Below are 25432 nucleotides of genomic sequence, written 5' to 3'. Positions count from 1 at the left end.
TGATTTTGGATAGAAAACTCTTTAGCGAACTATCAGAGATAAAAACGACCACACTAGATATAGCGTGGTTGATATTAGCAATAGTCTTTGCCTATCTAAATTATGGAACTTACAATTTCGTATACGGCATTCTAGGTTTCATAGCTGTTTTCTTTATTCATTTATTTATTAATTTTCATAATAATTATATGGATTATCGTAATTCAACTAGCGAAGAATATCGTAGCAAAATTAGTACGATTGGAATTAATCGTGAATCATTGGCAATAGTTAAAAAATGGATGTACGGTTTGGCCATTTTTCCATTATTGATTGGGGCATTCTTAATTTATAAGACAGGCTGGATAACTTTAGCTCTCGGTATTGTCGGTATCGGAATTGGCCTATTATATTCAGCAGGTCCCAAGCCACTTAACTCCACAATGTTCGGAGAAGCAGTGGTAGCTATTGCCATTACCCAACTGATTCCAGTGACATACTCTTACTTAGGGTTAGCTGGAACTGGTAAGTTTGATTCTAGTACAGCCATTTCTGTTATTTTGGTAAGTTTGCCAAATACTTTCGCATTTTTCTGTGCAGAGCTTAGTAATGGAACTTCTGATCTAGAAGCAGATATAAAAAATGGTCGTCACACATTGGTCTATAAAATTGGTAGAACCAATGCCTTGAGTTTGTTCAAAGCTAGTTGGGCTTTAGCCTTCCTGCTAATTCCCATTTTGGCAATTCTCAAAGTAGTACCTTACATTACACTGTTACTCGTACTGCTTTATCCAAATATATGGGATGATCTACGTCCTTATCTAAAAGAACAGATAAAGACAAAGACATATCCTTTAGTAATTAAAGCTGTTACTAAGCTGGTGGTGGGATATATTTTATTAATTGCTGTCGGGGCGATTATAAAAATGATTATGTCCATCCTTTAGTACAGTCCAACCAAGAAAGTTATTTCACTCCTAAACTTTTTTGGACAAAAAGAGAGCTCATCTAATTGTCGGGATTAGATGAGCTTTTTGGTTGCTTAAAATAAGCACATATTAAATTATACATATCTTTCGATAATTTTGCCTTAATTATTTTTGAATTGCCTGTGAAAGGTTCTTCAAAGGTTAATTTATCAGCAAACAATAATAGTTTACCATGTTTAGGATCTGAGTTGTAGAGGGGATCATTGACAATAGGCCAACCCATATGTGATAAGTGGACCCGTAACTGATGAGTGCGACCAGTTTGTAAATTTAATTTGAGTAGTGCAAAATCATTATTCTTTTTGATCACTTCATATTCGGTGATGGCATTTAATCCATTTTCAGTTACCATACGTTTGCGAACATCCGTGGGATCTTGTCCAATGGGTAAATCAATCGTGCCAGAATCAGAAATTGGAAGATTTAATTTAACAACAGCTAGATACTGACGATGCAGTGTTTTGCTACTTAACTGACGATTCAAAATTGGTACTAAATAGGGCGTTTTAGCAATTAAAACTAAGCCAGAAGTTTCCATATCAATGCGATGAACCATATAGGGATGAGCATTTTGCAAGTAATTTTCTACATCATTCATTAGGGAATCATCTTCAGTTTTGAGATTAGGGTGTGTTTTTTTGCCAGCTTGCTTGTTAACGACAATAATATCATCATCCTCATAAGCAACGTCTATTGAATCGTGACCGGGCAAATAGTGCTGTTCGGTTCTGGGTTCAAAATTAAAATTTAAAGTGATCACGTCGTTATCCCTGACAATGGTATTAAAGGGCTGGTAAATATCATTAATCAGCACATCGTGTTGTATGCGGAATAAATGTTGCCACTTTTTAGGAATTAACCATTTTTTAAGAAGTTGCCTTAAGGTTAATTTTTCATAATTTTTTGAATGATAGGTGATTTTCTTTTGATACATTGAAAGGGCTCTCCTTAAATAATGATGAGTAAATTAAAAAATATGTCGATAATGTGATAAAATTTGTTCTTATACAGAGGTATTTAAACAATGAATAATGAAAATAGGTTTTGGGATTGGCTCAAACCGAAATTACTAGTTGCTTGGTCTTTTATTAAAAAGTATTGGAAAAGATTCCAAATTACTCGTTGGATTATCTTATTGATTTTAACAGCAATACTGGTTTTAAGTAGTTTTTGGACTTATAAAGCTAAGACTTCAAATGTACAGAACTTGCAGTCGTCATTACAAACTAAAACGACAGTCTTGGATAAAGATGGTGATGATGCAGGGGAATTATATGCGAATAAAGGAACATATGTTAGTTACGATAAAATTTCTAAAAATATCCAGAATGCGGTAACTTCTACTGAAGATCGTACTTTTTGGACTAATCCAGGTTTTAGTATTAAAGGTTACGCACGTGCTGCGCTAGGCTATTTGATACATCATGGCATTAGCGGTGGTGGTAGTACTTTAACACAACAATTGGCAAAGAATTCACTTTTAACACAGAAACAGACGTTGTCTCGTAAGGGTGAAGAATTATTCTTATCAATCGAAATTAATCATGTCTATTCTAAAAAAGAAATTTTGACGATGTATTTGAACAACGCTTATTTTGGTAATGGAGTTTGGGGAGTTCAAGATGCTTCTGAAAAGTATTTTGGTAAGAATGCCTCCGAATTGAATCCGGCTGAAGGTGCTGTTTTGGCAGGTATTTTAAAAGCTCCTAATAACTATAACCCAATTGATAGTATGTCTAATTCAAAAGCTAGACGTAATTTAGTTTTGGATTTAATGGTTGAAAATAAGAAATTGACTTCATCACAAGCTACATATTACAAGAATACACCAATTTATTTAAATGATAATTATGCAGAAAGTAGTTCTTATAAATATCCATATTTCTTTGATGCCGTTATATCTGAAGCTGTGAATAAATATGGTCTTAAAGAAGACGATATCTTAAATAAGGGCTATAAGATTTACACGACTTTGGATCAAAAGATGCAAACAAATATGCAGGATTCTTTCAGTAATAGTTATCTCTTCCCAGCTAATGCTAGTGATGGTACTAAGATTCAGGGGGCTTCAATTGCCTTAGATCCTAAAACCGGTGGTGTTTTGGCTGTTATTGGTGGGCGTGGCGATCATACCTTTAGAGGCTATAATCGTGCGACACAGATGCAACAACAACCGGGTTCTACTATTAAACCATTAGCCGTTTATACGCCGGCAATTGAGAATGGCTATAGTTATGATTCAGAGTTACCTGATGAGATCACTAGTTTTGGTAAAAATAAATATACGCCAACTAATGCTGATGGTTTATATCAAAAATCAATTCCAATGTATAAAGCTTTGATCCAAAGTGAGAATGTTCCCGCAGTAGCTTTATTGGATAAGATTGGTGTGAAAAAAGGTGTTAGTTCCGTTGAGAACTTTGGAATTAAGATTCATAAGAATGATCAGAATTTGGCTTTAGCTTTAGGTGGCTTAGAGAATGGTGTTTCACCAATGCAAATGGCTCGTGCCTATACTGCTTTTGCCAATGAAGGTAAGTTAGCTAATACGCACTTTATTACTAAAATTGTAGATTCGACTGGAACTGTGATTGTCAATAATACCAATAATTCTACTAAACAGATCATTAGTAAGAATACTGCTAAAGAGATGACAAGTATGATGCTTGGCGTTTACAATGAGGGAACCGGTAAAGCGGCTAAGCCTTCAGGTTATCAAATAGCTGGTAAGACTGGTAGTACCGAAGTTCCACGTTCATGGGGCTACGACGGTACAAAGGATCAATGGATGATCGGCTATACTCCCGATGTAGTTGTTGCTAGTTGGATCGGTTTTGATAAGACGGATCAAAATCATTTCATACCTGGTACAAGTGAAAATGGTCTAGCTTATCTTTTCAAAGATGAGATGGAAAATATTTTACCAGAAACTAAGGGTACTGATTTTGGAGTAAAGGATGCTGCCAACCTGGCCCAAGCCAATAAAGATGATTCTGGAAACAAAGATATTACAAAATCTATTGAAGATGGCGTAAACAACGTTAAAAATAAAGCTACGGAATGGTATAATAATATTAAGAATTTTTTTGGTCAATAGGAGGACTGTATGAACATTTATGATAGTGCCAATCAACTTGAACAAGATTTAAGAAAGACAACAGAAGTTTCCAAATTAAAGCTTGCTTTTGAAGCTGTTAAGGCTAATGACCTAGCATACAAACTTTTTGATAAGGTTCAAAACAAACAATTTGAACTCCAACAAAAGCAAATGCAAGGCCAAGAAATCACGGATGACGATGTCAACTCAATGCGTGAATTAACAGATCAACTTTCAAACTACAGTGAAATTCAAAATTTAATGGAAAAAGAGCAAAAGATGAATTCGATGATGGATGAATTGAACAAAATCATTTCAAAACCAATCGCCGAAATTTATCAAGATAAATAATAAGGACTTAGGGCTTAGGTATTTTGCTCAAGTCCTTTTCTTTTACGGGGGAGTTTTAGAATGAAGTTTTTGCATGCAGCTGATTTGCATTTAGACACGCCATTTGTAGGTATAAGTGATTTTTCAAAGGAATTACAAGCTAAATTAAAGGCTTCAACTTATGAAGCAGCTCGAAGGCTTTTTCGAGTTGCCTTAGAACAAGAAGTCGATTTTGTTATTCTAGCGGGAGATATTTTTGACGATACAGACAGTTCTTTAAAAGCACAGATGTTTTTAAAGTCTGAATTTGAAAAATTGAAGCAGGCCGGTATTGAGGTCTTAATGGTTTACGGTAATCATGATTATTATCGTAGTAATTTTTCAGTTATTGAATTTCCTGATAATGTGACAATTTTTGGTCAAGAACCTGCAGAAACGACTTTGACTACTAAAGACGGTCAAAGAGTTGGTGTCGCTGGATTCAGTTATTATCAACAGCATATTAGTAAAAACCTCGTTCAAGATTATCCCGAACGTGAAGGCGTAGATTATCAAATTGGTATCTTGCATGCAGGTGTCGGTGATGATAATTATGCTCCCTTTAAAATCAATGATCTATTAAAAAAAGGATATGATTACTGGGCTCTAGGTCATATTCATAAACGTCAGATTTTGAATGAAAAACCGATGATCGTTTATCCAGGTGATATTCAAGGTCGTAATCAAAATGAAACAACTCCTAAAGGCTTTTATCTTGTTTCAGTTGAGAATGGTGCTACACAATTAGAATTTGTTCAGAGTGGCATTTATACGTGGGAAAAATCTGATTTAAGTGTTACGGAAGATGATACAGTGGATTCATTGATCCAAAAGATACAACAACTTTTGAATAAGTCTAATGTATTATTGACTTTAACAATTGAAAACGCACAGAACTTGGATGATGATGTTGTTAAGACAATTAATCGTAATGAATTAAGACAACAATTACAGAATCTGAACACACCAGGCATACTTTATAAAATTTATTTGAAATATAATAGTAATCCTCAATTGGCCGCGATTGACCAAAAATATTGGGATGATGCAGAACAAAAGTCTATTAACTTGGATGATATCAAGGATTTAGATAGTAGACTTTACAGTTCAGATGTTATTCGAGAGCATATTAATCAGCCGGATTTTTTAAAACATATTATTAGACTGACTAAAAATACAATTAATCAAAAATATACTGGAGAGTAATCGTGAAACTAGTTAAAGCAAAAATATATGGTTTTGGTAAATGGGTCGACCAAGAATTTGACTTTCAACAAGATTATCAAGTTATTTTTGGTTCCAACGAAGCCGGTAAAACGACCCTCTTGAATTTTATTAAAAGTGTTCTCTTTGGCTTTGCATCAGCTAGAGGAGATAACAAATACTTACAATATAAGCCCAAGACGAGTAGTCAATATGGTGGTGAGTTAGTATTCAAAGCTGACGATAATAGTAGCTGGACTATTCGTAGAGTTGATGGCAAGGGCGATGGCGAACTGACTCTTTTTCATGATGAGCAACAAGTCCCCGAATCTTTGTTAAAAGAAATTATTGGTAGCTTTACCAAAGATGATTTTGAACATACACATGTTTTTGACGATAAAAATATTTTTTCTATTTATGGATTAGATGAGAATCAGTTAGAAACAGAGATCATGTCCGTTGGTGCTGTAGGAAGTAAGGAATGGTTGGCGACGGCTGATCAAATGACGACTTCAGCGGAGAATATCTATAAACGTCGTGGACAAAAACAACCTTTGATTGCTAAGCTCAAAGAGCGTGATGACTTAATCGAGCAGAAGTCCGAGTTTGAGAATCAACAAGTTGCTTATCAAAAAGTCAAAAATCAAGCTAAACAGACTCAAATTGAATTTGATAATAATGCTGAATTTTTGAAACAGGTTAGTGAACAGGAAAATATTTTACGTAATTTAGATAAGAAGTGGGAACGCTTTGAAGAATTAGAGAAAAATAAACAGCCAGTTGGTAACAACGCTCAGATTAGTAATGAAGACTGGGAAAAGTTCTTAACTGACAACCAAGAGTTAAGTACATTACAAGAGACGACAACGACAAATCGTGTGACTCAATTGAATAATGTTGAAAAACAAATGTTGGTTAATTATAGAGCTAATCAGAGGCGTATGGATTATATTCGCAATCAGAAGTTTGAACTTCAGAACCTGCAGTTTCATCGAGATGATATGAAATCTAAGTTGTTGAAAGTTGATACGCAAGTTGATCAGCTATTCCAAAATAATCCGCAATTATCAGAAGATATGCGACCATTATCAAGTGAAGAACTTGATCAAATTAACCCGCAACAACGTGTGAAGACCAACAGTTTGCCACTATTGATTTGTGGTATTGCTGCAATTTTGGCTGTGGTAACGGGTAATCCGTTAAAAGTTATTTTTGCTATCGTAGCAATTGGCTGTGGTGGCTGGTACTTTTATCAAAGTCGTAATCTTAAATCCAATCAAAATTTAGCTAATTATGATTTTCTCAAGCAAAAGGGTTATCAGTCTCTAAATCGAGAAAATATTGTTAATATTCAAAGTACAGTAATTCAGTTGGCCAATTATCGCTCAACTCAAAATAGTTTGAGTGATGGTATTAAAGCAATTGAAGTCGACTTGAATAAATGGCATGACATTCTGTTGGAGTTAAATATCTTAGATAAGTCATATAAGAAAGATAATTATAACGAACAGATTGAAAAATACTTTACAAGATTAGATCAAATCAAGGCACGAGCTGACTTGAATGAACAGAGTCAGTCAGAAACTCAAGAAATTACTGATAATCGAAATCAACGTTTGCAGGAAATTAATGCGGAAATATCGCAAATCGTTGATAAGTATCAATTAGTGAGTGTAGAACGTTTTGTTCAAATGCATACAGCTCAGATTAAGAATCAAAAAGTTATTAATCAGATTAAACAAGACAAAGCCTTTTTAGGTGATGATTTAAAACGATTGCAACAATATTCCAATCATGATGAATTGATTGAAGATTTACAACAAGTAGTAACGAGAAAAGAAGCTTTAACGGATAAGAATAATGAATTAAGTCGTCAAATTGGTTCATTAAAGGAACAGATGCAACAAGTCTTAGATAATACCCAATATCAAAGGGTAGTTGACCAGTTGGCTCAGAACAAAATTGATATCATTGAATATTATGATGAATGGTTGTCTAAAACTTTAGCAAGTAAGTGGATTCGAGAAATGTTAAACATTGCTACTGAAAATCGTTATCCTAAGATGATGCAGAAGGCCACACAGTATTTTGCTTTATTGACGAATAATAATTATGTAAAGATAGATTTTCACGATAATGATATTGCAGTTTTTAGCCAATCTAAAAATCGCTTTGATGTTCACGAATTATCACAGGCAACAACAGTTCAATTGTATATTTCTTTACGTTTGGCCTTTGTTACAGAGATAGCCGATCTAATTAAATTGCCAATTTTGATTGATGATGCGTTTGTTGATTTTGATATCTCAAGAACAGAGAATGTCTTTGAATTGATTCAGAGAATTGCTAAAGATAATCAAGTTATTTATGTAACTGCCAATGAACCTAGTTCGTTGCCACAGGATCATATCTTAAAATTGAAGGGGGAAGCCTAGTGAGTAAACATATTATTGATTTTAACAATGGAGAAACAATGAGTCTGGAAGTTATTATTAAACGGTCTGATTTTAGATTGGCAAAGAATGGTAAGAATTTCCTGTCATTGGTTTTTGAAGATAAGTCAGGACAAATTCCTGGTAAGTATTGGGATGCTAGTGAAGATGATGCTAAGAAGTACCATATTGGTGCCATTGTTCAATTGGAAGGTCGTCGTGATTTGTATCAAGGAAAACCTCAAGTTAACATTACTCGTCTAGGCCTTCTGGATGCTGATACTGTGGATATGTCACAATTCGTTCAAACGGCACCTATGAAACGCGCCGATATGGAAAATGAATTTGAGGATGTCTTTTTACAAATTACTAATGGTGCCTGGAATAGAATTGTTAGATATTTATTTAAAAAATATCATGATCAGTTCTTTACTAGTGCCGCTGCCAAGAGTAACCACCATGATTTCCAAGGTGGTTTAGCTTTTCATACCTTGAGTATGGTGCGAATGGCAGAGAAGATTTCTGATCTTTATCCACAAATTAACCGAGCCTTATTAATAGCTGGAGCTTGCCTACATGATTTTGGCAAGATTATTGAGTTAACAGGCAGCTTGGATATTGAATATACCTTTGAAGGTAACATGTTGGGCCATATTACTATTGTTGATGAAGAAATAGTCAAGGCAGCTACGGACCTTGATATTAGTCTTGAAAGTGAAGATATGATTCTTTTAAGACATATGATTTTGTCACATCATGGCTTGCTTGAGTATGGTTCACCAGAACGTCCTAAGATATTAGAAGCTGAAGTTTTACATAATATTGATATGATGGATGCTTCTATCAATATGATTACTAAGGCTTTGGATAAAACCGAAGAAGGTAAGTTCTCTGAAAGAATTTTTGGATTAGATAATCGTTCATTTTATAAACATAGTTAACAATAAAAGGCAGTGTCTATTGAATAGGTCATAATTTCATGACTAAATCTAATAGACGCTGCCTTTTTTATACAATTAATTGTTTTTGAGCCGCTGATAACCAGGGATGTATTATCAATGGATTGTGTGATAATAAATAATCAATATATACTAACGCTGCTTTTTGTGGTGAATCCTTTAAAGCACTGTTTAAATCTTTCAAATAAGGTGGAGTCCCAGATTGATCCCAAGCAATTTTATCGGCTAGGAAAATAATCAAATCAAAATTCGTAAAATCTTTTTTCAAAGTAGTGTGACATTCGATAGCATTTAAGATCAGAGGATCTTTAATTTGAAAGCATTCTCGAGCAATGTAAGCCGAGAGTTTTTGATGCAATAGAAGAGGAACTTGACGTTCTTCTTTTAAAACAGGAATATGTAATTTTTCAGAAACTGACAAATGTTTGTTTTTGGGGATAAAAGCGCTGATATCGTGCAGAAGTCCTGCCTGGTAAAGCTGTTCAGAATGTTTTTTAGAAAGGCTGACAGCTTCTTTAGCGACCATCTGGCCGTGATGAAAGGTAGAGATGGTTTCAGTTTCTTGGTAGAAGCGTTTAATGTTATCTATAAAACTTTGATTAGTCTTCAATTTAAAGTTATTAATGTATTCAATGTAATCCGTATTTTCCCTCAAAAAAAAAGAACTTTGGACTTTACATCCAGAGTTCTTTTTAATCAATTATTTTTTACTTGATGTTGAAGATGATGATACGTAACCTGAAAGAACGTCTTTCAAATCGCTATCCTTGATAGAAACATCAGCATTCTTCAATACTTTAGAAATAACTTTTTGCATTGTAGTTGAATCTTGTAACCATGAAGCATAGATCTTAGATTTAAGTTCAGCTTCGTGATCCTTCATGTTACCCTTAGCAGGTTTCTTAAGAAGTTTGATAACACTGTAACCATAACTTGTCTTAACAGGTGTTGTTGTGTAATCGCCGACTTTGTTTAGCTTGTATGCAGCTGTCTTAAAGTCTGAATCAATACTTGTTGTATCGTTATCAAAGGCTGCTAACTTACCACCCTTGTTCTTTGTAGCAGAATCTGTTGAGTATTCCTTAGCAAGCTTAGTGAAGTCGCCACCGTCTTGAAGTTTAGTAATAACTTCTTCAGCAGTTGATTTCTTAGCTACTAAGATGTGAGCAACAGTGATCTTAGGTTGGTAGTTCTTCCATTCTTTTTGAAGGTCTTTGTTTGTAACTTTCTTGTTCTTCTTCAAAGCAACCTTTGTAAGAAGATTTGTACGAATATTCTTCTTAAATTGGGCAGTTGTCATACCGTTTTGTTGAAGAATTGAACTAAATGAAGAACCGTATTGACTCTTGTACTTGTTGTATTCCTTGTCAACTTGTTTTGTTGAAACACTCTTACCATATTGGTCTTCAAGGGCCTTTGTGATAATCATTGTTTGAAGTGTTTGTTTACCTTGGGAAGAACTCTTCATTTCCTTGTAGTATTCTTCTTGGGTAATTCTTCCACCCTTAAGTGTAGCAACAGTCTTGTTACTTGAACATCCAGCAGCAACTACAGTTATCATAAATAGACCAGCAAGCGCCAAGATCCATTTAGTTAATCGTTTATTCATCTTTACACATCCTTAATTAAATAAATATATCTACAGTTGAAAAGACTACCATAAAAACTCGTTAATAGTTTATCATTTTATGAAAAAATCACAAAAACTTCATAATTAACTTCAACCTTTGTTTAACTCATCAAGGTTTGATTTCATTTCAGCGATAGATTCTTGAAGTTCTTCTACATCTGGCTTGATACTTTCTGAGTAATTAGATAAGTCTTCTTGAATACCCGAAACCACTTCTGGAACTACTGCAGTATTTTTCTGTAAATCGGTTAATATATCCTTAAAATCTTTTATATTCTGAAATATCTTGGTATCATTGACACTAGATAGCGCATCTTTTGATTGGACAAGATGAAGTGCAATTCCGGAAATAGTACCAACTACGAATCCAGTAAAAAATTTCATTTTAACCCTCCAAGTTTTCCTTGATCTTGTCAGCACGAGTTTGTAATTCTTCAGCACTAGCGAGACCAGTGTTGTCGCCCCAGTGCATTGAGAAAGCATCATCTTTAGAATAACGGGGAACTAAATGGATATGTGAGTGCATGACGCTTTGGTAAGCAATCTCACCGTTGTTTTGGCAGATATTCATACCAATAATTTTAGGATTTGATGCTTTGATAGCACGTGCAATCATAGGAACCTTCTTGAAAACACGTTCAGCTAGATCTTCATCATAAGCAAAGATATCTTTGACATGTTTCTTAGGCACTACAAGGGTGTGACCCGGTGTAACTTGAGAAATATCGAAGAATGCTAGTACATCATCATCTTCGTAGATTTTAGTACTAGGAATATCTCCGTTAATAATTTTGCAAAAAACACAATCATCCATGTAAAAAACTCCTTTCAAAAACAGCAATATATTTACTACAATGCTATCATATTAACATTATTAAAAACAGATAATAGGTGGTTTAATCCATGACTTTAGAAGTAAAAGAACTGACCGGAGGATACGGTCAAGTATCAGTTTTAAAAAAAGAGACCTTTAATGTTGAAAGTGGTCAGGTTGTTGGTTTAATTGGTTTAAATGGTGCTGGTAAATCAACGACAATCAAACATATTATTGGTTTGTTAACTCCACGAGGAGGGCAGATTTTAATCGATGGTATTAGTCTACATGACGATGTTGAAAAATATCGGAAGAAAATTGCTTATGTTCCCGAAATGCCAATTTTATATCCTGAATTGACTTTGAGAGAACATATTGATTTAACAATTATGGCTTATGGTTTAGATCATGATAAAACTTGGGTTAATGCAACTGAATTGTTAAAAACTTTTCGTTTAGATAACAAGCTGGATTGGTTCCCACAAAACTTTTCTAAAGGTATGAAACAAAAAGTTATGATCGTCTGTGCCTTTATGACTGATGCCAGTTTATTCATTATTGATGAACCATTCACTGGTCTGGATCCATTGGCGGTTAATGATCTTTTGAATATTGTTGAAGCTAAGAAAAAAGCAGGATGTTCTGTATTGATGTCAACTCACATCCTAGCGACTGTTCAAAATCATGCGGATAAATTTGTTTTGATCAACCATGGTCAAGTTAGAGCTGATGGGACTTTAGATCAGCTTAAAGCTAAATTCAATATGCAACAGGATAGTAATCTTGATGATATCTATATCAAGATGTCACATGAGGATCTCTAATGACAAATTTATGGCAAGAGAGATTGAGAAGACATCAACTCGATCAATTTAAATATTTAAGACTTATCTTTAATGATAATTTTGTCCTTGCATTTATTGTCTTGATAGGTGCGTTAGGATTTTGGTATTCTAATCTTTTGGGAACAATTCATCATCAACTAATAATAGGCAAACCAATCGTTATCCTATTATTATTTTTGGCAACACAAGTGGGTGGAATAGCTACCTTATTGGAAGAACCAGACAGTACTTTTCTACTAGTTAAAGAAAAAGAATTTTATAAGTATTTCAAGGCTGCTAAAAATTACAGTGTTTTTATTCCAATTGTAACTTTGGCTTTGGTTAACTTTTTATTGTCGGCTTTTGCCTCAAGAGCAGCAGGAATGAAAATTATTGATATTGTTTTGATTGCTATTGGTCTAATTGTTTTCAAACTGGGATCTTTGAATGTCAATTTAATGGCATTGTATGGTCAAGATCATTTTGGTAGTTTGAATATGCATTTGGTTTCCAATATTCTTTTAGTTATTTCTTTGATTATTTCAACGTATTTCCTAAGCGCTATTATGGTGATTGTCGGGGTAATTTATTACTTGTTCTTGAATATGCGTGTAAAACCTTTGGAAACTAGTGGACAATTACAGTGGAAATATGCAATTGAAACTGAGAATCAACGAATGTTTCGTATCAAACGTTTTTACAACTTATTTACAGATGTACCTGGAGTTAACAGTAAAATTAAGCGTCGTAAGTGGTTAGATGGACTCTTTAATTTTATCAAGCCAAAGGGTTCTAATACTTATTTGTATCTATTTGCACGTGGTTTTGTTAGAAATAATGAATATATCGGTCTTTTCTTGCGCTTGACAATTATTCAAGCAATTATGCTTTGCTTGATCGATAATTTTTATATTTCTTTGATTGTTGAAATGTTATTCATTTATTTAGTTGGATTCCAGCTGAAACCATACTTCAAAGAAGTTATGCAAAATTTAATGCAACGTTTATATCCCGTAAGTAGTAAAGATAAGATTGCTTCTTTTACAAAATTAAGTACAATAATTTTAAGCATTCAATGGATCGTCAGTGCATTGGCAATTATTTATAAGTTTGGATTGAGTATGAATGGACTTATAATTATTGTTGCTGGAGCTTTGGTATTAGTGTTTGTAAATTACTTCTATATGCCAAGACAACTGAAAAAATATTTAAACTAATGGAGAATTTTGATTTATGCGATTAAGAAACAAACCTTGGGCCAAGGATATGATCAATGACAACCTTGACCTAATTGCTGTACAACCAGAAAATATGCCCGGTAAGTGGCAAGACCGTTTCGAAAAGAAACAACCTTTGTTCATTGAAGTTGGCTCTGGGAAGGGTAAATTCATTACTGAATTGGCTCAACAAAACCCACAAAATAATTATATTGCAATGGAGGTGCAAGAGGGCGCCATTGCCTTGGTACTAAAAAAACAAGTTGAGTTAAAATTACCCAACTTGCAATTGTTATTAGCTAATGGTGCCGATTTATCAGACTTGTTTGCTGAAAGTGAAGTTGATGGCGTTTATTTAAACTTCTCTGATCCGTGGCCCAAGACACGTCATGAAAAACGCCGCTTAACTTATAAGTCCTTCTTAAAACAATATCAATATATTTTGAAAGATGATGGTTACCTACAATTCAAAACCGATAATCAAGGATTGTTCGAATATTCATTGGTTAGTATGAATAATTTCGGCATGAAATTTGATGAACTTTCATTAGATCTACATAATGATGAAGTTCTAAATGCTAAAAATATCGAAACTGAGTATGAAAAAAAGTTTTCAAAAAAAGGCTTCAGGATTAATTACCTGAAAGCCCAATTTAAAAATTAATTATCGATTATTATTGTACCTTTTTAATGTTAAGCAACTCACCGGTAATGGCGTCAGCAATGAAGTGATATTGAGCAACGTCAAATTCATCCATGGTTGTAACGCCACCAACGATTCCCCATGTAGAATGACCATTTACGTCAACACGTTGGTAAAGTGGTTCTACCCATGAACCGATTACTTTGCTATCTTCGCCCAAGACGGACTTAACTTTATCAATTATTTTCTCGCTATCTAGATGGTGTTTTACTAAAACTGTAGCAGCCGTTCCAGCTACAAGTACAGAACCAGCAACGATTAATGAACCGATACCTTTTTTACTCATAAAAAATCACTCCTTGATTTCGATTTAATGATATATTACCACTATTATATATCATTCGAATACTCAAGAACATTTAATTGACCGTTTAATAAATAAAAAGTATCTTATTGACAGAGGTGAATTAACTATGAAAACAATTGAAGACTATAACGTAAAAGACTGGCACGAAGCTACTAAAGAAGGAAAATACGTTCTATTTTTCCATGCCGACTGGTGCCCAGACTGTAAATTTATTGAACCAAAGCTTCCAGAATTAGAAGAAGAATACTCAGACTTTACTTGGATCAGCTTTAACCGTGATAATAACATGGAAGTTGCTCAAGAATTAGGAATTATGGGTATTCCTAGCTTTGTTGTTATTGAAAATGGCAAAGAAATTGGTAGACTAGTAAATAAAGATCGCAAAACTAAAGAAGAAGTTGAGACCTTTATTAACAGTGTAATTAACAAATAATTAATCAAGTGAGGGGAAAAACTTGCTATTAAGCTTTTATAATCCAGATGTTTTAGGGGATGTTCTTATTGTTGAGCTAGCTAATGATGCTGGTATCACTCAAGCAACTGCCCAAAAAGATAATGTTGTACGTATTTTTAATGAAGAAAACGATGAAGCCATTGGTTTTAATTTCTTTGGCCTCGGAGAAAAATTAGGAATTCAAAGTGACTCCGGTCAAGTATTCCTAGATGATAACCAAGTTAACGTTCTAAACGACGCACTTGCTCAAGCAGGTTTTTCTGATAAGTTAGTAGCAGATAAGAGTCCTAAGTTCGTAATCGGACATGTTGACGAAATGAAAGCTCATCCTGACTCAGATCATTTGCATATTACACAAACTGATGTGGGCTTGGATAAGCCTGTTCAAATCGTTTGTGGTGCACCAAATGTAGATCAAGGACAATTAGTCGTAGTTGCATTGCCAGGTGCAGTTATGCCTACCGGAAAAGAAATTTGGCCCGGTGAATTGCGTGGAGTAGATAGCTTTGGAATGATTTGCTCAGCTAGAGAATTGGGTATTCCAAATGCACCACAAAAACGTGGTATTCTAGTACTTGATCAAGGTACAGCAGGTCAAGCATTTGATTTTGAAGAAGCAAAGAAATTGTTCAATTAGGAGCTATTATGGAAAAGACAGTTTATCATTTTGTTGGAATTAAAGGAACAGGAATGAGTGCTTTGGCACTTATCTTAAAAGATTTAGGATACGAAGTTCAAGGATCAGATATTGATAAATATACATTTACACAACGTGGTCTTGAACAAGCTGGAATTAAGATTTTGCCTTTTGATGAAAAGAATATTCACGAAGGCTTAACGATTGTTAAAGGAAACGCTTTTAGTAATGATCAAGTAGAAATTAAAAAGGCCAATGATATGCACTTAAAAGTAATTACATATCCTGAATTAGTTGGCACATTAGTTTCTGACTATACTTCAATTGGTATAGCTGGATCACATGGTAAGACAAGTACAACTGGTCTTTTGGCACATACTTTAAGTGGTATTGCTAAGACTTCATACTTGATCGGTGATGGTACTGGTAAAGGTATCAAGGATGCTAAGTTCTTCGTCTTTGAAGCCGATGAATATCGTCGTCATTTCTTGGCATATTCACCAGATTACTTAATCATCACAAATATTGATTTTGATCATCCTGATTACTTCTTTGGTGGAATCAATGATGTTGTTGATGCCTTTGAATCAGAAGCTAGAAAGACTAAGAAGGGTATCTTCATCTGGGGTGAAGATAAACATGCTAAGTCAATCAAATCTGATACACCAATCTATACTTACGGATTAGATGAATCAGATTACATTCGTGCTACAAATATTCAACGTACTGTTAAAGGATCATCATTTGATGTTTCTATTGATGGTGAGAATATTGGTAACTTCCAAGTTCCATTGTTTGGTGAACACAATGTCTTGAATTCATTGGCCGTTATTGGTGTAGGTCATATGGAAAAACTTGATCATGCCTTGATCAATCGTGAACTACAAACATTTAGTGGTGTTAAGAGACGCTTTAGTGAAAAGAAAGTGGCTGACCAGGTTATCATTGATGACTATGCTCACCATCCACAGGAAATTAAGGCTACAATTGATGCTGCTAGACAAAAGTATCCTGATAAGAAGATCATTGCTGTCTTCCAACCACATACTTATACAAGAACATTAGCTTTGATGGATGACTTTGCTAAGTCATTAGATATGGCTGATGAAGTTTACTTGACTAACATCTTTGGTTCCATTCGTGAAGCCCATGGTGATATTACAAGTAAGGATCTTGGTGACAAGATTCATAAGGGTGGTAAAGTTCTAACGCTTGATAACATGTCTCCATTATTGGAATACCATAATACAGTTATGATATTCATGGGTGCTGGAGATGTTCAAAAGTATGAAACAGCTTATGAACAACTATTGAGTACTTTAAATCCTAATCAACAATAATATTTAAATTAACGAAGGCTATGACAGAGCATATTGTCATGGTCTTTTTTTATGAGAAGAGGTAAAAACGTGAAAGATGTTGTTTCTACAAGAGTTAAATTATCAATTTTCGCGGTTGGCTTATTATCGTTTACAGGAATTTTAATTGAAACTTCGATGAATGTTACTTTCCCCACATTGACCAAAGTTTTGGGTGTCAGTTTGGGAACCGTTCAGTGGTTAACAACAGGATATTTGTTGTTGACGACCGTGGTAATGAGTACGACAGCTTATATTTTGAAAAAATTTAATCCACGAAGAATTTTTGTATTTGCGGCAGCTCTTTGTTTAATAGGTTCGATTATTTGTATGGTAGCGCCTAATTTTCCGATCCTGATGGCAGGACGTCTTTTGCAGGCAATAGCAACAGGATTGTCGACACCACTGATGTTCAATTTGATTTTCTTAGAAGTACCACAGTCAAAATTGGGCCTCTATACTGGTCTAGCTGGAGTAGTTATTTCTTTGGCTCCAGCTTTAGGCCCAACGTATGGTGGAATTATTAATCGTATTTGGACTTGGCGAGAAATTTTTGTTGGCGTAATCCCATTAATTATTATCTTATTTTTGATAGGCTATTTTTCAATACAAGGGAAGGCTCCTGGAACTAAGGGGATTTCATTTGATTATGGTAGTGTTATTGGTTTAGCCATCATCTTTTCAATGATTTTATTTACTTTTGATCAGGTCGGAGTACACGGTTGGACATCTCTAAACTTTATAGGATGGCTGATAGCTTCAATTGCTGTTATCGGAATTTTTAGTTGGTATAATCGTCGAAGCAGTCGGCAGCTAATTGATTTTTCGATTTTGAAATTACCAGTTTTAAGACTCAGATTATTCAGTTATTTCAGTTTGCAATTCATTAATATTGGTTTGTCATTTGTGTTACCTATTTTTGCACAAACGGTTTTGAAATTAGATTCAGCCCAAGCTGGCTTAATGTTGTTGCCAGGCTCTCTTTTAGGGGCAGTTGTTGGTCCATTTGCGGGTCATTTGTATGATAAGAAAGGTGCTTCGATACCACTTTTGTTCAGTGGCAGTTTGATAACAATTGGTTCAGCACTGTTCTGGTTCAAAAGTGAGAGTTTAACTTTAACCAGTATTACTTTAATTTATATTATTTTAAGAATTGGATTTAACTTTGGTTTTGGGACTTCGTTATCTGATGGTAGTATGCAGGTTCAAGGTTCTAAGAAGTCGGATCAAAATTCATTATTCAGTATGATGCAACAATATGCCGGTTCACTAGGAACCAATGTTTTATCAGTTGTAATTTCTGCAGCTGCTCTAACTAGCGGTACAAAAAATACAGTTTATAATACAATTTTAGGAACAAAAATTGACTTTATTGTTTTAACTGTTTTATCATTATTGGTACTGATATCAGTGATTTATGTCTATTTTAGATATGAAAAGAAGAATAACTAAGTAAGGGCCTTGATTGGATTGTAATCTGGGCTTTTTTAGTTGTTCGGAAACTGTTACAACAGGTTGGTATTTGTTAAAATAGAGATAGTTAATTTCAGTTTTATTGGAGAATATATGTCAAAAAATAAAAAGTTACTTTTAATAGATGGAAATAGTGTTTCATTTAGAGCCTTCTTCGCAATGCATAATGTTTTAGATAAATTTGTCAACGGTGAGGGAATACATACTAATGCTTTGTATGCTTTCAACAATATGTTGGAAATTATTCTAAAAGATGAAAAACCAACACATGCGCTAGTAGCGTTTGATGCAGGAAAAACTACTTTTAGAACCGAAATGTTTGATGAATACAAAGGTACGCGTGCTAAAACACCCCAAGAATTGATGGAACAATTACCGTTAATTCAAGAGATGCTTAATTATCGTGGTATTAAAACTTATGAATTGCCAGACTATGAGGCTGATGACATTATTGGAACAATGTCGCATAAAGCTGAAAAGGACGGTATGGATGTCACTATTATTACTGGTGACCGTGATTTGACACAATTAGCCACTGATAAGGTGACTGTAAAAGTTAATGTGAAGGGTGTGACTGAAACTGAAAGTTATACACCTGAACATGTTCAAGAAAAATTGGGTATTACACCTAACCAAATTATTGATATGAAAGGCTTGATGGGGGATAACTCTGATCACTATCCTGGTGTTGAAAAGGTTGGTGAAAAGACTGCAATCAAGTTGATCAATGAATATGGCAGTGTTGAAGGTATTTACGATCACGTTGATGAAATGAAGAAGAGTAAGTTAAAAGAACATTTGATCAATGATAAAGATAAAGCTTTCTTGAGTAAGAAATTAGCCACGATTGATTTGGATGCTCCAGTAGAAATTAAATTGGGGGATTTGGAATATCATGGTGATGATGAAGAACAATTGATGCAATTTTATCAAAAGATGAATTTCAAAACATTCTTAAACCGAATGGATGTACCTCAAGAGACTACTGCTGAAGACCTAGCTGATATAGCTGTGAAAACTTTGGATGATAAGGCTATTGAAACAATTGTTAGTGATTCTAAAGCTCATACGCTGATTGTTGAAGGTTTTGGTGAAAATTATCATACGGCACCAATTATTGGTATTTTGATTTCTGATGGTAAGGACTTCTATGGAACAACTGACTTTGCCATTTTAGAGAACGAATCTTTGAAGAATTGGTTGTCCGACAAAACAAAAGAAAAGTATTTATTTGACAATAAGCGCACAATTGCTTTATTGCATCGTTACGGTTGTGATTTAGCTGGAATAAGTTTTGACATGCTGTTGGTATCTTACTTATTGGACTCAAATGATAACAAACAAGATATTGGTTTAGTGGCTAAGAATTACAATGTTAATTTGCCAACGGAAGAAGAATTTTACGGCAAGGGTGTTAAAAAAGCTGTTCCTGAAGATGAGAAACTCTTATTGAACTTCTTAGCTCAAAAGGCTCAAGTTATTGATAACCTGAAAGATCAAATGTTGAAAGAACTGAAAGACAATGATCAGGATAGTCTTTATGACGAGATTGAATTGCCATTATCAATTGTTTTGGCTGAGATGGAAATTAAGGGAATCACAGTTGAAGTCTCCAAATTAAAGGAAATGGAAAATAGTTTTGCTACACGTTTAGCTGAAATTGAGAAAACAATTTATGAAGAAGCTGGCAAAGAATTTAATATCAACTCTCCAAAACAATTAGGTGTTGTCCTATTTGAGGATTTGAAATTGCCGGTAATTAAGAAGACTAAGACGGGTTATTCTACTTCAGTTGATGTTTTGGAGAAATTAAAAGATAAGTCACCAGTAGTGCAAAAAGTATTAGATTATCGTCAAATTTCTAAGATTCAGTCAACGTACGTGGTTGGATTACAAAAATTTGTTCAACCGGATAATAAAATTCATACCATTTATCTACAAACGTTAACTCAAACAGGTCGATTATCATCAATTGAACCTAATTTGCAAAATATTCCTATTCGTATCGACGAAGGAAAGCAAATTAGAAAAGCCTTCGTGCCACAACATAAGGATTGGGAGATCTTTTCAGCTGATTATTCACAAGTTGAATTGCGTGTGTTAGCCCATATTTCTGGGGATGAACATATGCAAGAAGCCTTCAACGAAGATTACGATATTCATGCTCATACGGCAATGAGAATCTTTGGTTTGAATAGTACTGATGAAGTGACACCTAATATGCGTCGCCAAGCTAAAGCTACCAATTTTGGTATTGTTTATGGAATTAGTGATTACGGTTTGTCGCAGAATATTGGTATTAGCCGTAAACAGGCCGCTGCCTTCATCGAATCTTATTTTGAACAATATCCTGGAGTTAAGAAGTATATGGATGATATTGTTAAATATGCTCGTGAAAATGGCTATGTTGAAACGATTATGCATCGTCGTCGTTATCTTCCAGATATTCATTCAAAGAACTTCAACGTTAGAAATTTTGCACAAAGAACAGCTATGAATACGCCAATTCAAGGTAGTGCTGCCGATATTATCAAAGTTGCAATGATAAATATGCAAAAGATGTTAAATAAAGAAAATTTACAGGCTAATTTACTTTTACAAGTACATGATGAAATGATTTTTGAAGTTCCGGCTTCAGAAATTGCAACCTTAGAAAAACTAGTTCCAAGTGTCATGGATTCAGCGGTTAAACTTGATGTACCTTTGAAAGTTGAAACGGCTCATGGAAAAACTTGGTACGAAGCTAAATAATAGTAGGTGATAAAATGCCAGAAATGCCAGAAGTAGAGACGGTTAGACGTAGTTTGATTGCTCAAGTAAAGGGTAGGAAGATAACGCATGTTGAGATTCGTTATCCAGATTTGATTACTGGTGATGTGGACCAATTTGTTGAATTCGTTACAGGAGCAACTATCACTGATGTTGGCCGTCGAGCAAAATTTTTATTGATTCATTTGAATAATGGTTATACAATTATTAGTCATTTGAGAATGGAAGGTAAATATCGTATTTCAGCCGATTCAAGTGCAATTGATAAGCATTCACATGCTATCTTTACTTTGGATAATGGTCAAAAAATGATTTATAATGATGTTCGTAAATTTGGTCGAATGCAGTTGTGGAATACCGATGAATTATCAGAGAATAAATCACTTAAAAAATTGGGGCCAGAACCATTGTCGGCTGAATTCACCTTTCAAAATTTAAAGCCAAGAATTATGCGTCATCACAAAGATATTAAGACTGTTTTGTTGGATCAAAGTGTTATGAGTGGTCTAGGTAATATCTACGTTGATGAGGTTCTTTGGAAAGTTAAATTGCACCCTGAGACACCATCCAATCATCTTAGTGATGAAGATATTCAAGGAATTATTGAGGCTTCTAACCAAGAGATGGACAAAGGAATTGCCGCTGGTGGTTCATCAATTAGAACCTATGTGGATGCTACAGGCCATAAGGGGAATATGCAAAATAATTTAAAAGTTTATGGAAAAGAAGGAACGCCTTGCCCAAGATGCGGGACCGAGATAAAAAAGATTAAAGTCGGAGGTCGTGGTACGCATTTTTGTCCAAAGTGCCAGGTAGTAAAATGAGTAAGATTTATGGTTTGACTGGAGGAATTGCCTCTGGTAAATCAACCGTTTTAAATTTATTTAGACATAATAAATTTATCGTATACGATGCCGATTATGTTGCTCGAGACGTGGTCAAGGTCGGAACTTTAGGCTTAAAGCAGATTACCCAACAATTCGGTGAACAAGTTTTGTTGCCCGATGGGAATCTTAATCGTCGAAAATTAAGTTCAATTGTTTTCAGTGATAGGGATGAATTAGATAAGTTGGATAAAATAACGAGGCCCTTGATAAAAAAAGAAATTTTACAAACGGTCGCTGAAGTTAAAAGATCAACTGAAAAGACAATCTCCATTTTTGAAATACCATTATTGTTTGAAGGTAATTATCAAAATTACTTTGATGGTGTGATTAGTGTCTATGTTGAACCGCAAATTCAGTTGCATCGATTGATGAGACGAAACGCTTTAAGTAAGGAAGTTGCTTTAGAACAAATCAATTCGCAGATGTCGATGTACGAAAAAAAAGAGCGTGCTGACTTTGTGATTGATAATTCGGAAGATTTAGCACATCTTCAGGATGAGTTTAATCGGTTAATACCACAACTTTAATTTGGAAAAGAGGCTGGAATTTTGATTTGTCCGCATTGTCATCATGATTCATCAAAAGTTATTGACAGTCGTCCCAGTGATGAAGGACGTGCCATTAGAAGAAGACGTGAGTGTGAATACTGTGGAACAAGGTTCACAACGTTTGAAAGATTGGAAAAATCACCATTGTTAGTTATCAAGAAGAATGGCAACAGAGAGGAATTCAGCCGTGAAAAGTTATTACGTGGTTTAGTTCGTGCCGCTGAAAAACGTCCTGTAACGATGGATCAAATGAATAGTATCGTCGATAAAGTGGAAAATGAAATTAGATCGACTGGTGAAAGTGAAGTTCGTTCACAGTTAATTGGTGAGCATGTTATGAGAATCTTATCCAAGGTAGATGACGTAACTTATATTCGCTTCGCTAGTGTTTATCGTGAATTTAAAGATATGAATGGATTTATGGAAGAGGTCCAAGAAATGATGTCTAACGGTAAAAAAATTGATAAAAAGTAAGGGGATTATTAGTGTCCGTGAGTAATTTTGAATCAGATAAATTTACACCTTTAGTAGGTTATTGGTGTTTGCCAAGTGGTCATTTGAACGATGATGATCGTCATGTTTTGACTGACTTATATTTGCCCATTTTAGGTACTGAAGCCTTCAGTCTATATTTGTTACTGTGGGAAAAATTGCCTAATAAAGAGGTCGTCACACAAAGAAAAAGCCATGCTGAATTGATGAGTTTACTTGGTATTGATTTGAAACGATTTTATGAGGCACGAATCAAGACGGAAGCTCTGGGTTTAATTAGAACTTATCAAAAAAAGGATAGTTTAGGACCTTACTATATTTATCAGCTTTTTGAACCCCTATCACCAGATGAATTTTTTAAAGATGATTTGATGAGTATTTTTCTCTATGAGCAAGTTGGTGAGAGTAAGTATCATTTATTGGCCGATAAATATGCACATTCAGATTTGATCTTGCAAAATTCACATGAGATAACGAAAGATTTCTTGGAGGTCTTCCAGTTAAGCAATAGTGATTTGATCAATACACCAACAGAAGTAAAAAACACGCAAGATAGTTTTGAAGTAAATAATACAGACAATAAGAAACCATCGTTGAATGAAGAGGAGATTCCTCAATTAGATTGGGAATTAATTTCGGATCGTATCCAACAATTATTTAGAATTCATCCTGATAATTTGTTAGAGAATCAAGAATTGATTTTAAATCTTCATGCTTTTTACGGCTTAGACGAGATTACGTTGATTGATTTGATTGGCAAAACTTGTGATATTGTCAATAATAAAATTGATCCTGCACGTCTGAAAAAAGCAGTACAAGATCGTTTTGAAAAGAATGCTAACATTTCAGTTAAACAGCAAGCTAACACAGAATCTGAACCAGTTGAGCAGTCTGATGGGCAATTGAATCGTGCCGATCAGTTGTTGTTAAAACAGGCTCGTTCCTTACGTCCAGCTGAATTTTTGGCCGCTCAAAAGCAAAAGAGTGGTGGCTTTACTGGTACGGTGGAATCTAATGCATTACGAAATATGGCAACGAAGACTTACTTGTCTCCAGCTGTATTAAATATTATGGTGTACTATATTTTACAGACCTCACCAACTTTGACTTTGCCACTAATGGAAACTATGGCAAATGATTGGCAACAAAACGATGTCAAAACGCCTGAACAGGCTTTGAAACGAATTAATGATTTTCAAACTAAGAGTCGTAATCCAAAACGTCGTTACAATAACAAAAGTCGTAAAGTTGAACAGGCAACTGATTGGAGTAAGGTAAAGGCTAAGGTTCCTGCACAAAAGAATCAAAAAAATGAACAGGATGATCTCCAGAATCGTTTGAAGAGATTAAGAAATAAGGATAATTAAGTATGGAAAATTTAGGTAGTAGATTAGCAGAGTATTTGAATTCAAAGAATTTGACGGAGGATTATCGCCGTCTTCTTAATAGTGCTTTGAACGATCCCGATGTGCAGAGATTTTTGAAGGAGAATAGTGATAGAATCAATCCTAATGCAATCTCTACTAGTGCAGCTAGTATTTATGAGTTTTATAATAACAAGCGTCATACGAGTGAATTAACACGTGGATATTATCCGAAATTGATCGTTAATAATCATAATATTGAAGTGGCTTATTATCCTAATGAGCGTACTCAAAACCGAGAAAAGCGAAGTCAGTACGAATCAGGCTTTGTTTTGATGGACATGGCTCCAGATATTCGTCGTGCAAAATTGGATGATTACGATGGTGAGGGTAGACAAGATGCTCTAGCCAAAGCTTTGGATTTTATCGATAATTATTTAAATCAAGATAGTTTCACACCTGGACTATATTTGGCCGGTGATTTTGGAGTGGGTAAGACCTATCTTCTAGGAGCTATTGCCAATGAGCTATTTAAACACGATGTTCATACAACCCTGATGCATTTTCCAACTTTTGCAGTTGAAATGAAGGATTCTATTGGTCAAAATAATGTGTTGGCAAAAGTTAATAAAATTAAGGGCGCCGATATTCTAATGTTGGATGATATTGGAGCTGATACGATGTCTAGTTGGATTCGTGATGAAGTATTAGGTGTTATTCTGCAATATCGAATGCAAGAGAATTTGCCAACATTCTTTTCATCTAATTTTTCGATGAAGGAATTAGAACAACACCTGGCTGTAAACCAACGTGGGGAAGAAGAACCCGTTAAGGCTAAACGAATTATGGAACGAGTTAAGTACTTATCTCGAGAAGTAATTGTGACTGGTGAAAATAGAAGATTTAAAAAATAGCTTGCATTATCTG

Annotated in this window: 25 protein-coding genes; 19 read left to right on the top strand and 6 right to left on the bottom strand. The window is 34.6% G+C overall.

Going from position 1 to position 25432, the window contains the following annotated elements:
• Nucleotides 1-5: 5 nt before the first annotated feature.
• Complete coding sequence (locus tag FC97_RS12655) at nt 6-926, top strand: prenyltransferase (RefSeq protein WP_054642025.1); 921 nt, start codon at nt 6-8, stop codon at nt 924-926.
• Between the two features lie 61 nt (nt 927-987).
• Here the strand turns inward: FC97_RS12655 and FC97_RS12650 are convergent, their stop codons facing one another.
• The gene (locus FC97_RS12650) at nt 988-1902 is read right to left on the bottom strand and encodes an RluA family pseudouridine synthase (protein WP_082397456.1); all 915 of its coding nucleotides are present in this window, start codon (nt 1900-1902) and stop codon (nt 988-990) included.
• Between the two features lie 90 nt (nt 1903-1992).
• Between FC97_RS12650 and FC97_RS12645 the strand changes: the two genes are divergently transcribed.
• The 5 genes from FC97_RS12645 to FC97_RS12625 are packed head-to-tail and all read left to right on the top strand — an operon-like array spanning nt 1993 to nt 9010.
• Nucleotides 1993-4065 carry a PBP1A family penicillin-binding protein gene (locus tag FC97_RS12645; RefSeq protein WP_054642024.1) on the top strand — a complete coding sequence of 691 codons (2073 nt, stop codon included), beginning with the start codon at nt 1993-1995 and terminating at the stop codon, nt 4063-4065.
• Between the two features lie 9 nt (nt 4066-4074).
• Nucleotides 4075-4416 carry a YlbF family regulator gene (locus FC97_RS12640; protein WP_054642023.1) on the top strand — a complete coding sequence of 114 codons (342 nt, stop codon included), beginning with the start codon at nt 4075-4077 and terminating at the stop codon, nt 4414-4416.
• Nucleotides 4417-4476: 60 nt separating this feature from the next.
• Nucleotides 4477-5640: a metallophosphoesterase family protein gene (locus FC97_RS12635; RefSeq protein ID WP_054642022.1), complete on the top strand. Its 1164-nt coding sequence runs from the start codon at nt 4477-4479 to the stop codon at nt 5638-5640.
• A gap of 2 nt (nt 5641-5642) precedes the next feature.
• A complete protein-coding gene (locus FC97_RS12630) occupies nt 5643-8072 on the top strand; it encodes an AAA family ATPase (RefSeq protein ID WP_054642021.1) in 2430 nt (809 codons plus the stop codon).
• A complete protein-coding gene (locus tag FC97_RS12625; protein WP_173585299.1) occupies nt 8072-9010 on the top strand; it encodes a 3'-5' exoribonuclease YhaM family protein in 939 nt (312 codons plus the stop codon). The genes FC97_RS12630 and FC97_RS12625 overlap by 1 nt, the downstream gene beginning before the upstream one ends.
• A gap of 67 nt (nt 9011-9077) precedes the next feature.
• Here the strand turns inward: FC97_RS12625 and yqeK are convergent, their stop codons facing one another.
• The 4 genes from yqeK to FC97_RS12605 form a co-directional block, all read right to left on the bottom strand.
• Nucleotides 9078-9638, bottom strand: a complete 561-nt coding sequence (gene yqeK / locus FC97_RS12620) for a bis(5'-nucleosyl)-tetraphosphatase (symmetrical) YqeK (protein ID WP_158163546.1) — start codon at nt 9636-9638, stop codon at nt 9078-9080.
• A 90-nt stretch (nt 9639-9728) separates the two neighbouring features.
• Entirely contained in the window at nt 9729-10637 is a 909-nt protein-coding gene (locus FC97_RS12615) for a peptidylprolyl isomerase PrsA (RefSeq protein ID WP_054642020.1), read from the bottom strand.
• A 111-nt stretch (nt 10638-10748) separates the two neighbouring features.
• Complete coding sequence (locus FC97_RS12610; RefSeq protein WP_054642019.1) at nt 10749-11042, bottom strand: hypothetical protein; 294 nt, start codon at nt 11040-11042, stop codon at nt 10749-10751.
• A gap of 1 nt (nt 11043) precedes the next feature.
• Nucleotides 11044-11472, bottom strand: coding sequence for an HIT family protein (locus FC97_RS12605; RefSeq protein ID WP_054642018.1), 429 nt, complete (start codon nt 11470-11472; stop codon nt 11044-11046).
• An 89-nt stretch (nt 11473-11561) separates the two neighbouring features.
• Here FC97_RS12605 and FC97_RS12600 point away from each other — a divergent pair, with 89 nt between their 5' ends.
• The 3 genes from FC97_RS12600 to trmB are packed head-to-tail and all read left to right on the top strand — an operon-like array spanning nt 11562 to nt 14177.
• Nucleotides 11562-12296, top strand: coding sequence for an ABC transporter ATP-binding protein (locus FC97_RS12600; protein WP_054642017.1), 735 nt, complete (start codon nt 11562-11564; stop codon nt 12294-12296).
• Nucleotides 12296-13513 carry an ABC transporter permease gene (locus tag FC97_RS12595; RefSeq protein WP_056968338.1) on the top strand — a complete coding sequence of 406 codons (1218 nt, stop codon included), beginning with the start codon at nt 12296-12298 and terminating at the stop codon, nt 13511-13513. Before FC97_RS12600 ends, FC97_RS12595 begins: the two co-directional genes overlap by 1 nt.
• 16 nt (nt 13514-13529) lie before the next feature.
• On the top strand, nt 13530-14177 hold the full coding sequence (trmB, locus tag FC97_RS12590; protein ID WP_054642014.1) for a tRNA (guanosine(46)-N7)-methyltransferase TrmB: 648 nt from the start codon (nt 13530-13532) through the stop codon (nt 14175-14177).
• A gap of 10 nt (nt 14178-14187) precedes the next feature.
• On the opposite strand, the gene FC97_RS12585 is transcribed toward trmB, so the two are convergent.
• Nucleotides 14188-14502 (bottom strand): hypothetical protein, encoded by a 315-nt coding sequence (locus FC97_RS12585; RefSeq protein ID WP_025084476.1) that lies wholly within the window; start codon nt 14500-14502, stop codon nt 14188-14190.
• A 127-nt stretch (nt 14503-14629) separates the two neighbouring features.
• Here FC97_RS12585 and FC97_RS12580 point away from each other — a divergent pair, with 127 nt between their 5' ends.
• From FC97_RS12580 to dnaI, 10 genes are all read left to right on the top strand, one after another.
• Complete coding sequence (locus FC97_RS12580; protein WP_054642013.1) at nt 14630-14956, top strand: thioredoxin family protein; 327 nt, start codon at nt 14630-14632, stop codon at nt 14954-14956.
• A gap of 22 nt (nt 14957-14978) precedes the next feature.
• Nucleotides 14979-15614 (top strand): YtpR family tRNA-binding protein, encoded by a 636-nt coding sequence (gene ytpR, locus FC97_RS12575; protein ID WP_054642012.1) that lies wholly within the window; start codon nt 14979-14981, stop codon nt 15612-15614.
• An 8-nt stretch (nt 15615-15622) separates the two neighbouring features.
• Nucleotides 15623-16954, top strand: coding sequence for a UDP-N-acetylmuramate--L-alanine ligase (gene murC, locus FC97_RS12570; protein ID WP_054642011.1), 1332 nt, complete (start codon nt 15623-15625; stop codon nt 16952-16954).
• 69 nt (nt 16955-17023) lie between these two features.
• Nucleotides 17024-18424: an MFS transporter gene (locus FC97_RS12565; protein ID WP_225868650.1), complete on the top strand. Its 1401-nt coding sequence runs from the start codon at nt 17024-17026 to the stop codon at nt 18422-18424.
• Between the two features lie 114 nt (nt 18425-18538).
• A complete protein-coding gene (polA, locus tag FC97_RS12560) occupies nt 18539-21196 on the top strand; it encodes a DNA polymerase I (protein ID WP_054642009.1) in 2658 nt (885 codons plus the stop codon).
• Between the two features lie 14 nt (nt 21197-21210).
• A complete protein-coding gene (gene mutM, locus FC97_RS12555; RefSeq protein WP_054642008.1) occupies nt 21211-22038 on the top strand; it encodes a DNA-formamidopyrimidine glycosylase in 828 nt (275 codons plus the stop codon).
• Complete coding sequence (coaE, locus tag FC97_RS12550) at nt 22035-22628, top strand: dephospho-CoA kinase (RefSeq protein WP_054642111.1); 594 nt, start codon at nt 22035-22037, stop codon at nt 22626-22628. The genes mutM and coaE overlap by 4 nt, the downstream gene beginning before the upstream one ends.
• Before the next feature lie 21 nt (nt 22629-22649).
• On the top strand, nt 22650-23123 hold the full coding sequence (gene nrdR / locus FC97_RS12545) for a transcriptional regulator NrdR (RefSeq protein WP_025084483.1): 474 nt from the start codon (nt 22650-22652) through the stop codon (nt 23121-23123).
• Between the two features lie 17 nt (nt 23124-23140).
• The gene (locus tag FC97_RS12540) at nt 23141-24508 is read left to right on the top strand and encodes a DnaD domain protein (RefSeq protein WP_143442721.1); all 1368 of its coding nucleotides are present in this window, start codon (nt 23141-23143) and stop codon (nt 24506-24508) included.
• Between the two features lie 2 nt (nt 24509-24510).
• Nucleotides 24511-25419, top strand: a complete 909-nt coding sequence (gene dnaI, locus FC97_RS12535; RefSeq protein ID WP_056968335.1) for a primosomal protein DnaI — start codon at nt 24511-24513, stop codon at nt 25417-25419.
• The last annotated feature ends 13 nt before the right edge of the window (nt 25420-25432 follow it).

It is taken from the genome of Companilactobacillus kimchii DSM 13961 = JCM 10707 (assembly GCF_001435445.1).
GTDB classification, from domain to species: domain Bacteria; phylum Bacillota; class Bacilli; order Lactobacillales; family Lactobacillaceae; genus Companilactobacillus; species Companilactobacillus kimchii.
Note: the sequence above shows the minus strand (reverse complement) of the source record. Positions and strands in the feature narration are given on the sequence as shown.